Source organism: Paenibacillus sp. 01T422, assembly GCF_056398785.1.
The window spans coordinates 1-11,982 of record NZ_JBFTQB010000082.1; the positions used below are offsets into that span (position 1 = coordinate 1).

The 11,982-nt window shown below is 47.8% G+C and carries 9 protein-coding genes; all 9 read right to left on the reverse strand.

The genetic code is table 11. The features are described from left to right. The coding region (locus AC1DUA_RS06800) for an N-acetylmuramic acid 6-phosphate etherase (protein WP_477499005.1) at positions 1-615 on the reverse strand (615 nt) is incomplete at its 3' end. Positions 616-794: 179 nt separating this feature from the next. After that, positions 795-1,661 carry a MurR/RpiR family transcriptional regulator gene (locus tag AC1DUA_RS06805; RefSeq protein WP_477499006.1) on the reverse strand — a complete coding sequence of 289 codons (867 nt, stop codon included), beginning with the start codon at positions 1,659-1,661 and terminating at the stop codon, positions 795-797. A gap of 854 nt (positions 1,662-2,515) precedes the next feature. Next, positions 2,516-3,424 carry an EamA family transporter RarD gene (gene rarD / locus AC1DUA_RS06810; RefSeq protein ID WP_477499007.1) on the reverse strand — a complete coding sequence of 303 codons (909 nt, stop codon included), beginning with the start codon at positions 3,422-3,424 and terminating at the stop codon, positions 2,516-2,518. 195 nt (positions 3,425-3,619) lie between these two features. Then, positions 3,620-4,459, reverse strand: coding sequence for a carbohydrate ABC transporter permease (locus tag AC1DUA_RS06815; protein ID WP_477499013.1), 840 nt, complete (start codon positions 4,457-4,459; stop codon positions 3,620-3,622). Between the two features lie 61 nt (positions 4,460-4,520). Beyond that, positions 4,521-5,402 carry a carbohydrate ABC transporter permease gene (locus AC1DUA_RS06820; protein ID WP_477499008.1) on the reverse strand — a complete coding sequence of 294 codons (882 nt, stop codon included), beginning with the start codon at positions 5,400-5,402 and terminating at the stop codon, positions 4,521-4,523. A gap of 79 nt (positions 5,403-5,481) precedes the next feature. Next, positions 5,482-6,840, reverse strand: coding sequence for an extracellular solute-binding protein (locus AC1DUA_RS06825; protein ID WP_477499009.1), 1,359 nt, complete (start codon positions 6,838-6,840; stop codon positions 5,482-5,484). A 94-nt stretch (positions 6,841-6,934) separates the two neighbouring features. Continuing rightward, positions 6,935-7,744 carry a response regulator transcription factor gene (locus tag AC1DUA_RS06830; RefSeq protein WP_477499010.1) on the reverse strand — a complete coding sequence of 270 codons (810 nt, stop codon included), beginning with the start codon at positions 7,742-7,744 and terminating at the stop codon, positions 6,935-6,937. Beyond that, entirely contained in the window at positions 7,704-9,518 is a 1,815-nt protein-coding gene (locus AC1DUA_RS06835) for a sensor histidine kinase (RefSeq protein ID WP_477499011.1), read from the reverse strand. Before AC1DUA_RS06835 ends, AC1DUA_RS06830 begins: the two co-directional genes overlap by 41 nt. A 1,666-nt stretch (positions 9,519-11,184) precedes the next feature. After that, on the reverse strand, positions 11,185-11,982 hold a 798-nt coding region (locus AC1DUA_RS06840), incomplete at its 5' end, for a nitric oxide synthase oxygenase (protein WP_477499012.1).

Below are 11,982 nucleotides of genomic sequence, written 5' to 3' on the forward strand. Positions count from 1 at the left end.
CAGCTTCTGTGCTGTCCCCGCTTTCAAACGGGTGGATCCCATAATCACTTCCGGCCCAACGACAGGTGCGATGCATACGTCACAGACAGGTGCTAGTTTCGAGTTCTTGTTATTTACAACGCCGATTGTCGCAGCCCCAATATCCTGCGCTTTTCTCAAAGCAGCAATAACGAATTGTGCGCTTCCACTAGCTGTAATACCAATAACCGCATCCTTGTCAGTCACTCCGCAACGCTCAATAAGTGCGACCCCCTCTTCTGCGTTATCCTCAAATCCTTCAACCGCAAATCTTAGGGCCACGTCGCCACCAGCAATATGACCTTGCACCAGCATGGGATCTACACCAAAAGTAGGAGGACATTCAGAAGCGTCGAGCACACCGAGTCTGCCAGAAGATCCAGCCCCTACGTAGAACATTCTGCCACCATTTTTCAGCACATGATGCAAAATGTCAACCGCTTTCATAATCTGCGGAATCTCCGCTTCTACGGCTGCGGGAACTGTCGCATCCTGTTCATTCATCAAACGTAACATTTGTTCTGTTGTACATTCGTCGATCATCAGTGTTTTCTCATTAATCTCTTCCGTAGTCAACCCCGACAGATACTCATCCATTGTCTCATCCTCCTATCCTGTTTCATTAAGTTTCTAAATTCATACTAGCGAAAAATTTCATCATGGTCAATAGTTTTTGAAATTTTATTTTATTTTACAATAAAAAATTGATTTTTTATTTTGAATCACGACAAAAAAAAGACAACGACTTTATCATGCTTGGCCATTGTCTTTCTTATTCATTTGCGGTGCTTGCTGCTGGCGATAATATCATGCGTTTTGGACAAATATTTCTTCACTTTTTTGTACTCTGCGCTGGCTACTCCAGCAAACAGAATATCAATTACGGTTAACATCGCAATGCGCGATCCCATCGCCCCACTGCGAATCGTAACCTCAGGTGTAGATATGCTGAGCACGATATCCGCCTTTTCAGCTAACTCGCTTTTATTATATTTCGTGATCGCGATGACGCAAGCCCCATTCTTTTTGACAATATCCAGCGACTCAATAATTTCAATGGTGCTGCCGGAGTTTGAAATGAAGATAGCCACATCCGATTTATCAAGAAGTGTTGCATTTGTGAGTTGGCTGTGTCCGTCTGTATAGGAATGGCACATCTTGTTAATCCGCGAAAACTTCTGCTCCGCATCGATACCGACCAATCCGGATGCACCAATCCCGAAGAAAACAATGCGGCTGCTCTCGCGCAGCACTTTAACCGCACGGGCGATTTCATTTTTATCAATCACACTTAATGTATCTTCAATCGATTTGCTATTGTTACGGGAAATATTAGAGATAATAATCKAAAGATCGTCCCCAGGCTGAATATCGGTATACTGATCCTTCTGCTCATCATCCATAGAGCCAATTGAAGCAGAGATACTGACGATGAAATTACGGTAACCTTTGTACCCCATTGTTTTGCAGAACCGCAGTACCGAAGCGTCGCTAGTTTTCGTCAACTGAGCAAGACTCTTAATCGATAGATGAGGAATCTCTTCTAAATTCTCTAAGATGTAATCTGCTACCAGCTTCTCTACGGGTGTTAAACTTTCTTTCATATCCCGAATTTTGATCAAAATGTTATCGTTAATTGCCATCGCTCTTCCCTACTCGCCATATATTATCTGAGCTAAAATTACTAATATCATACGAATATTCTTTTAAAAATACAAGATGATCTTCTCTTATGGTAACGGATTCCCAGTCGCCAATCAAGAAATTTTATTTCAAATTTTAAATATTGAAATAAAATAAAATTCCAAGACGATTTTGTCGCTTGGAAGCGGCGTTGAGGGAGTGAGGGTGTGCCGTAATTTCGGCACCGCGAACAAAAGGGCTATCCCTACAAGTCTGTTGTGACTTGTGGGATAGCCCTTTTTATTCGGATGGCGGTTTGGCTTCGCCGGTGCCGGGTGGTTCTAATCAATTTGCTGGAGAAACTGCTAATTGATTAGGTACTTGTAGTTAACGCCGATTACTCCTGCTATTTTCCGCTATTGCTCCACTTTTGCTCTATTAACTGCATTTTCTACCGCTAAAATCGGCATATCTAGCGGGGATCGGGTAGCTACAGGTGATTTAGCTGTAGTTTCTACCGCTAACTCATTCCCTGCCACTGATCAGCGTAGATTAACGGTAGAATTTTCCTTTATTTCAGCTGAGGCGGGCAAGGTGGGCATAATGGACCGTCCCTTTGAGACGACTTCATAGCACCCTTGGAACTGGACTACCCTGCGTGGGAAATTACTTGTGGTTAACGCCGATTCCATCTAGTTCAGCTACTCCAAGTAATCCGATCTTTGTGCCACATGGGTGCGCGGATGCAAACTCTGTGCAATCCCTTCAGCATCACTATAGCAATAACCTCTACCTGACCACTACCGCCGCTTCACGTGCCACACTAAACTAGCTACTCCAAGTAATTAGATCTTTGTGCCACACTAAGCCCGGGTTACCCCGCCTCCGCAGCCGAAGCAGCAGCAGTAGCAGCGTTCGTCCGAGCCACACGCATCGACGCCAAGGCGTAGACGACGAGCGCCGCCCAGATCAGCGAGAAGCTGATAAGCAGCACAGGCGAAAACTTCTCCTTAAAAACGAATACACTAAGCAGCAGCGTAATGGAGGGTCCGATGTATTGAATGAAGCCCAGCATCGATAACGGAAGCCGAGCTGCTGCTTTGGCGAACCACAGTAATGGCAAAGCCGTTACCGCGCCTGATAATAAAAGCAGCACAAACGAAAGAGTCGGAAGCGACCAAGCCGCTTCATGATGAGTGAAGTGCAAGTAAACGATATATGCGACAGCGATTGGAAAAACCATCGCTGTTTCCCCAGCTAGTCCAACAGAAGCCTCGTAGGACACCTTCTTTTTCACTAGGCTGTAGACGCCGAACGAAGCCGCCAACGACAAGGATACCCACGGGAATCTGCCGTAGTCGATCGTAGCTACCAGAACGCCGGCTCCCGCCAAAGCGACAGCAAGCCACTGACCAAGGTTCGGCTTTTCACGCAAAAACAGGACGGCAAGCATGACATTAAACAAGGGTGTAATGTAATATCCAATGCTCGTCTCGATGACGTGCCCGTTGTTGACAGCCCAGATGAAGATCAGCCAGTTAGACGAAATCAAGATCGAGCTGGCCGCGACCACAAGCAATGTCTTGCGGTTTGTAAACATTTTGCGAAGCTGCGCCATTTTCCCTCGCCCTACGAATAGAAGCAAAGCCATAAATACAAATGACCAAATGACGCGGTGTGCCAAGATTTCTCCAGCAAGCAGCGACTCAAATGATCTCCAATAAACAGGAAGCAACCCCCATGCGATATAGGCAATAATGGCGTACCAAAGCCCTTTTTTCATAATAATCGAATCCTTCTTTCACTATCTAGTTACAGTCCCTTATGAATCTCGTTGATTCATCCGAGGGTCAATTTCGCATTGTCCTATTGTAACATAGAGTGTCATATCTGTCCGTACCTAGTTAAGTCCACTTTTTCACAAAAAAATAAACCCCCGATAGACGAGAGTTTCACAAGTGAACATTCTATGATGTTATTACCCTTTAACAGAACCCGCAGCAATGCCTTCCACAATGCGATTGCTAAGGAGCAGGAATACCAGCAGAATCGGCAAAATACTGATCATCAACGTTGCGCCGATGGCTCCCCAGTCTGTCGTATATTGACCGATGAAATTTTGCACACCAACCGTTAGCGTTTTATATTTCTCCGAACTAATGAAGGTATTGACGAAAATAAACTCGTTCCAATTGTAGATCATATTGATAATAACAGCCGTAGATAACACCGATACGGTCATCGGCAGCGTGATGCTGAAGAACATGCGATTCACCGAACAGCCGTCCATGACAGCTGCTTCTTCCACCTCACGAGGCAGCGTGTAATAGAATCCGAGCATAATCATAATCGTAATCGGCAGATTGAAAGAGATGTACGACAGGATGATGGACAAGGGATGGTTGGTCAAGTGTGTTTTTGTGAAAAAACTGAACAGCGGGATCAGCGTCGAGTGCACCGGGATCATCAACCCGACCATAAACAGGCCGAGCACGAACGATTGCAGCTTCCACTTCATCCTCGTTAATGCGAAGGTGACTAGGCTAGCCAACAATACCGTAACCGCTACGGAAACCACTGTCATCCAGACGCTGTTGAAAAAGTAATTGTTGATATGGCCCTGCGTCCATACCTTCTCATAATTTTCCCAGCGCAGCCGTTCTGGAAAGGCCATTGGCGCCAGGTTAAATATTTCTTCGTTATTTTTTAAGGAAAACAACATAAGCCACAACAAAGGAACGACCTGGATCACAGCAACGATGGTCAAAATAGCATACAGCACGCCATATCCAATCCGCTCCGGCAGCTTGCTCCGCATAACCTGAGGCTGCGCTTGACGTTCTATCGTTTCGATATTCACCCTAATCAAGCTCCTTTCGTTACGAATATTGGATATTATCTTTGGATGCTGTTGCCTTGCGAATCAACCATGTCACAACGAGACAGATGATCAATAGGAAAAAGCCAATAGCGCTGGCGTAGCCGAAATCGTAGCCTTTGAACGCTTTGCGGTACATGTACGAAGCCATTACTTCGCTGGCACCATTCGGTCCACCGCCTGTCATCACATAGATCAGGTCAAAATATTTCAGCGACCCAACAACCGCAAGAACTACAGTTACTTTCATCACTTCGGCGATTAAAGGAATACGAATGGATAACGCAATTCGCCATGGGCTGGCGCCGTCGATGCGCGCGGATTCAATCAGCGAAGTGGGTACATTTTTCAAAGCGGCATAGTAAATCAGAATATAGAATCCCGCGTACTGCCACAGGATCGGAATAAAAATAGCATAGAGAACAATCGATGGATTAGAGAGCCATTCTGGTGTATGCAGGACCCCCAGCGACGTCAGAATATGGTTGAGCATTCCGTTCGTCGGGTGGAAAATTTTCAGCCATAGTTGGGCAATTGCTACCGAAGACAGCAGCATCGGAATTAAATAAACTTTACGAAATAGATTCGCTCCGCGAAGATTAGCCGATAGGACCAGCGCTACCAACAAGTAGACGAGCAGGCTCAGCGCCGAAAAGATCGCAAGCAGAAAAGAATGCTTCGCACTGCTCCAGAACAATTCATCGCGAAGCAGCTCCATGTAATTTTGCAAGCCGATAAAACTCATTTTACCGACGCCGTCCCATTTCATTAATCCGTAATAGCCCGTCATGACGATCGGCATGTAGATAAGGGCCACAACCAGAAGTAACGAGGGAATGACGTACAAAGCGATCATGGATTTATTGGACATGACTTTATCCATAGCTGACACTTCCCTTTCTTACCGATAAAGGAAAAGGACATACCGCGGTGTCGGAATATGTCCTTCCCACTCGATTTGGTTACTTACCTTCTTTGGCCAATGCTTCTTCATGCTTTTTCGCGAATTCTTCCGGCGTGACCGCCTTGCCGAACAACGCTTGAATCATGTTCAAGTGAACTTCAGCGGAAGCTGGTTTCATCTGTACGTCAGCGAACAATGTGATGTTGCTCGCTTTATTTAGTTCATTTAATAAGTCAATGTACATTTGCGGCAGTTTCACTTTGGAAGTATCAACTTTCGTCGCTGGGATAACTCCCGCTTCGGAAATCGCGTGCTCGCCCCACTTCTGAACGAAGAAAGAGACGAATTTCTTGGATTCTTCTTTGACTTTCGAGTTGTTGGCAACGAACAATCCTACGCCCGGTCCGCCAACCCAGCTGTCCAAGTTCCCTTTGCCGCCATCGACAGTCGGGAATTTAAAGAAGCCGATTTGATCCTTGAAGGCTTGTGGCACATCTTTGTTCGTCGTGTAATTCGGCAGCTCCCATGTTCCCATCATGTACATAGCCGCTTTGCTGTTCATGAATTCGGCTTTGCCCTCATCGTTAGAAAGTCCATTGAAGCCTTTGTTGAACCCATTCATATCAACCAATTGCGTAATTTCGGAAGCTGCGCGAATCAAACCAGGATCATTGAATGAACCGGAGCGGTCAATGGCTTTCTTCAAAGTCTCCGGTCCGCCGATGCGATCGGCCAGGTACATGTACCACAGGGAGCCGGTCCAGCGATCCTTGTTCCCAAGTGCGATTGGGGCAACGCCGTTGGTGCTTAGTGTTTTGACCACATTCTTGAATTCATCATAGGTTTTCGGCACTTGCAGGTTATATTTCGCGAAAATCGCTTTATTGTAGTACACCGGCACGATGTTCAATTCCACAGGAAGCCCATAGGTTTTACCGCCAAAAGCATAAGCGTTGGTCGTTCCGTTAACGAATTTATCCTTCAAATCTCCTTGCAGCAGGTCATCAAGCGGAGCGAACATGTCGCCTTTTACATAAGGGTCCATGTAACCTGCAGCCCATGTGAAACCTACATCCGGCAAAGCGTTGGAAGTGGACAGAACCTTCATTTTATTTTTATATTGCTCATTCTCAAGCACTTCTTGTTCAATGGTTACATTCGGATTAGCTGTTTGATACTCTTTAATGATATCGTTTACAATTTTGTTTTGCGTTGCGGAGTTCCCGGTCGGCCAGAGGTGCATCATTTTGATCGTTACTTTCTTAGCTGGTTGCGCGCTCTCTGCGGCTGCCTTCGCTGTTTCCTTGGCTGGCTGCGGTGAGCTGGCACTTTCCGTTGTAGAACTGGAGCACCCGGATAGAACCAGACCGAGGCTAAGCATCGTCGTCATCGTCCATGTAAGCGTTTTTCTTGCCATGCGTTGTTTCCCCCTTAAACTATGTTTGCTACGAGTATTATTGTAGCGCTTTCATTACGACGGCAGGGAGTAACGACTATCGGGAAATATACCACTATTTTTGGGTTTCTATTTGCTCTTCGTTCTCATTCGCCTGCTTGCGATATTGATTCGGACTGATCCCTTCGTAGTCTTTGAACAGTTTGATAAAATATTTCGAAGTCTGGTACCCAATCTGTTCAGAAATGTCCGCAATCGTCAGCCTAGTCTGCAAAAGCAGCTCCTTCGCTTTCTGAATCCGGCTCCTCGTGACATATTCACTGAAAGTGAAGCCTGTCTGTTCCTTAAAAAGAGCACTGAAATAGCTCGGGTTCAAATGGATATGCCCGGCCACCTCGCTCATACCTAGAGGTTCCTGGAGATGCTCCTCGACATAAAGCACGGCTTGCCTGACGGTAGGGCTGTAGTTCTTGGAAACGGTTTTGGCCTGCATGAGCCGGGAATCAACCATTTTCTCCATTGTTTCCACACGTCCGCGTTCCTCTTCAATCTGCAGCGCTTGCTCAACGGCTTCGAGGAGCTTGCTCTTCTTAATCGGCTTCAGCAAATAGTTAACGACGCCAAGTTGAATAGCGGTTTGAGCATATTGGAAATCGGGATGTCCCGAGATGACGATAACGACAGGCTTATGCCCTGATCTGCGCAAGTCCTCTACGACTTGCAGTCCGCTGATCTCCGGCATGCGAATATCGGTGATAAGCAGATGCACCGGGCGGGTATTCAACACTTCCAACGCTTCAGCTCCATTACTGCTGCTTATGATGTAGTAGCGGCCGATCGACCAGGCTTCGAGCGTTTTGCGGATGCCTTCTCTAGTTAGCGGCTCATCGTCGACGATCAGAATTGTTTTGCTCGGTGGAATCATCGTTATCCTCCTTATGAATCGGAATATCGAAGCTGACGCTTGTCCCTTGACGCGGAATACTGTGGATGAATAAGCCTCTGCTGCCCTCTGCCAGGGCTGGGTAATACAGCTGAATGCGGCGCTGCACATTGGAAATCGCCATGCCCTTCCCTTTGCCCGACGGTGCGCCTCCGCGTTCCATCGCATCTTTGACGGCTTGGAGCGTCTGCTCGCTCATCCCCGGTCCGTCATCGCTGACCATGATGCGCAGCTCCGCAGCTTCCAAAGGTGAAGGCTCTACACGGATTGTGATGAGACCAGGATCTGTTTTTCCTTCCAAGCCGTGCAGAATCGCATTTTCCACCAACGGTTGAATCAGCAGTTTGGGGATAAGGACATGATTGTACGCATCATCGATGTTGATTTCCCAGACCAGTCGGGAGCCGAACCTCACACTCATAATGCTCAAATACCGCTTAATGTGCTCCAATTCCTCTCCCATCGACACCCATTCATCCTTATTGGGACTGCCGATCACATAGCGGAACAAGTCCGACATCGCGACAACGAGATCAGCCAGTTCTTCCTCATCTTTATCCTGCAAGGACCAGTACAAAGCTTCCAGCGTATTGTATAAAAAATGCGGATCAATCTGCGCTTGAAGCGCTTGCAGTTCCGTTCGGCTTTGGATCACTTCTTTTTCATACACCAGCTTAATGAGTCCGTTGATATTGTCGACCATCTGATTGTAGGTCATATTCAAATCGTTCAGCTCTGTTGTATACGTTTTCGTAAGGTTTGGTGTCAACACGCCTTGCCGCGTATTTCTCATAGCTCTCATAAGCCTTAGAATGGGCCGCGTAATCATCATCGAGAGCAAGAACGAGAGAATAATGAACAACACTAACCCAATCGCCCCGGATACGATAATCGCCCAACGCAGAACGGAGATTCCATCGGTAATATCGCTGACCGGGTACAAGATCATAAGTGTCCATCCGGTTTGTTCCGATGGCTGCTTCACCAGAATGTAGCGTTTCTGTTTGATCGTCACAGTCTGAGAGGAGGTCTGCATTAACTCGCCTACACCGTCTGTGACTTCACCATCCGTTACTTCACCATCCGGTATGATAGGTCGACCTGAGCTGTCTGCCAGCACCAGTAGTTCCTGGTGGTTACCTGTATCTGTTAACTGTTTCTGAAAATCAAAATAGCTGCTATTGATACGGACAAGCAAATACCCGCCGTTCGAAAACCAACGGTCAATTAAATTGATCCGTCGAATCGCAAGAACCGTACCGGGTTCCTTCGGATCGTTCCCGATCCAGACTAGCTTTCCTTTTTCCTTGTCCGCCTGCTCGATCCAATAGTTGTCCACCCGATCGGACATCTTCTGATCATCCAACGGGAACAAACGTACAAATCCAGTCGTGTACAGCTCTACGTTGCTTACACCGCTATATGCTTGTATGTGATTGGCGATTTTCAACAACGCCTGCCGATCACTAAAGGTCACCTCTTTGCCTAGCACATTTGAAAGAAATAGCTGCTGTAGATAGGCGTCATTGACTGCCTGCAGCGTTAGCATGTCAATTTGCGAAATGATCGCTTCGAGCCTGCCGTTCGCTTGCGAGGCGATTTGCTTCATCTGCGTTTCCGCTTTCGTGTTCAGGAGGGTGGATACCGAGTTGAACGTAATAGCGCCGGCGCAAATTAGCACGATGATCATTACAAAAACGAAGCCGGCCAGCATTTGATTACGCAGTGTGTTCCAATTAGCCACCTTCTGCCACAAGTGGGGTTCCCCTTTTCCATCTGGATTCGCGCACATGTTTCTTGCCAAATCATACTACAGACGTGTGAAATTGCCTACCAACTTTCTGAGATCTGAAAAGGCTAGGCTGATGAAGCAGCGCATGTTGCGGGCAGGCATATAAAGTTCAACTGAAGTTCAAATTGCCTTGCGTCCCCCGGACGAGCTGCGGGCGTCTGCTGCATTGGATGAATTCCAATGCAGAGGCTGCGTGAGAGGCCAAATGTGTGATTCCATTGGACGAAATCCAATCACGACCGATCAAATCAGCGTATTTGACGCAAGAATTAACTGCTTCGTTGGAATTACTCCAATGAAAAGTGTGATCCAACCGTCAAACCTTGCTTGTCATTGGATTTCGTCCAATGACAGCCACCAACAACGGCCATTGCCTTCTCTACGTTGCACTTTGTGCAATGTTATGGCATTAATTCGGCCACTGCCGCACTCTACGTTGTACTTTGTACAATGTAGAGGGCAGATTAGTGCGATTTCGCGCCAATTCGRCTGAAATGATTGCACTTTGTGCAATGTAGTGTGGGATGGCTGGGTGTAAAGCTCTTTTATGTTGAACAAAGTGCAACATAGACAAGGCGCGGGGGGAGTTACATGGAGCGGAGAGGTTCTATGACGTGGGATTGGTTACTTGGTGCGAGGAGGTTCTAGTGGCGCGGAATGGTTACTTGGTGCAGTGCGATCGAATGGCGCGGAATGGGCTACTTRGTGCGARRCGGTTCTATGACTAGTAATGGTTACTTGGTGCAAGGCGTTCAATTGGCGTGGAATGGGCTACTTGGTRCGAAACGGTTCTATGACTAGTAATGGTTACTTGGTGCARGGCGGTCRAWTGGCGCGGAATGGGCTACTTGGTGCGAAACGGTTCTATGACTAGYAATGGTTACTTGGTGCAAGGCGGTCAATTGGCGCGGAATGGGCTACTTRGTGCGARRCGGTTCTATGACTAGYAATGGTTACTTGGTGCAAGGCGKTCAATTGGCGTGGAATGGTTACTTGGTACGAAACGGTTCTATGACTAGCAATGGCTACTTGGTGCAGGGCGGTCGAATGGCGCGGAATGGGCTACTTGGTGCGAAACGGTTCTATGACTAGCAATGGTTACTTGGTGCAGGGCGGTCGAATGGCGCGGATTGAGCTCATCCAATACCAGCTGCCAACAATGTCTGCTGCCTTCTCTATGTTGCAGTTTGTACAATAATATGGCCTCAATTCGGCCATTGTCCCCTGCTGCGTTGTACTTTGTACAACGATTCTGCCAGATCAYTGCGGTTTTGACGCCATTTTGGCTGAAATGATTGCACTTTGTGCAATGTAGCGCAGAATGGCAGGGTGTAAGGCTCTTTTATGTTGTACAAAGTACAACATAGACAGGAGGAGGGCCTTGGAGCAGCGGTCAAATAGTGCGGAATGGCTACTTGGTGCTAGGCAATTCTATGACGCGCAATGGCTACTCGGTGCTAGGCGGTTCTACGACGCGCAATGGCTACTCGGTGCTAGGCGGTTCTACGACGCGCAATGGCTACTYGGTGCTAGGCGGTTCTACGACGCGGAATGTGCGACTTGGCGCGAGTCCCTCCCCTCACCCAGCAACAAAAAAAGCAGGCCACCAAAGGCGCCTGCTCTGTTTCCTCTACGCTTCATCCCGATACAAAAAGTTGGGAAGCTTCACTTCATTGCTATAATGCTGATGAAAAATATGCGTTGTCGCCGGGGAAAGCGGCGGGATCAGCCACGTCCAATCGCCTGTGACTTCACGGCTGGCCTTMTCCTCTTTCTCCTCGAACCGCTTGAACTGCCGCGCTGCGGTATGATGATCAACAATGGCTACGCCTTGCTGCTGGAATGAATGCAGCACAGCCACATTCAACTCCACAAGCGCCCGATCCTTCCAGAGGGAAGCATCGCGCCGAGTATCTAACCCCATTACAGCAGCTACACGCGGCAGCATGTTATATCGCGCTTCGTCAGCGAAGTTACGAGCCCCGATTTCCGTGCCCATGTACCAACCATTGAAAGGGGCCGCCGAGTAATGGATGCCCCCAATCTCAAGGTACATGTTAGAAACGATCGGCACCGCGTACCATTTGAGCTGCAAATCGGCCATTGCCTCGATATCCGGATGYGTGATAGCCACTTCCTTGACCAGTCCGCTCGGAATTTCATAGAGCTTCGGCGCGTTATTCCCCATTTGAAGGAGCAACGGCAGGACATCGAAAGGGGTCCCCGCCCCCTGCCATCCGAGAGATTGGCACATAGCCGTGATTTGCAAGGAAGCCGGATCGCCCACGATGCCATCCTCCGTTCCATAGCCTGCATATCGAATCAGCTGTGCGTTATGGATAAAAGCTCCCGTCCCTGCCCCCTGCGCAGGCGAAAACACTGTAATCATCGGGCGAATTTTCCCTTTATTCGTCGCCGTCTCAATATG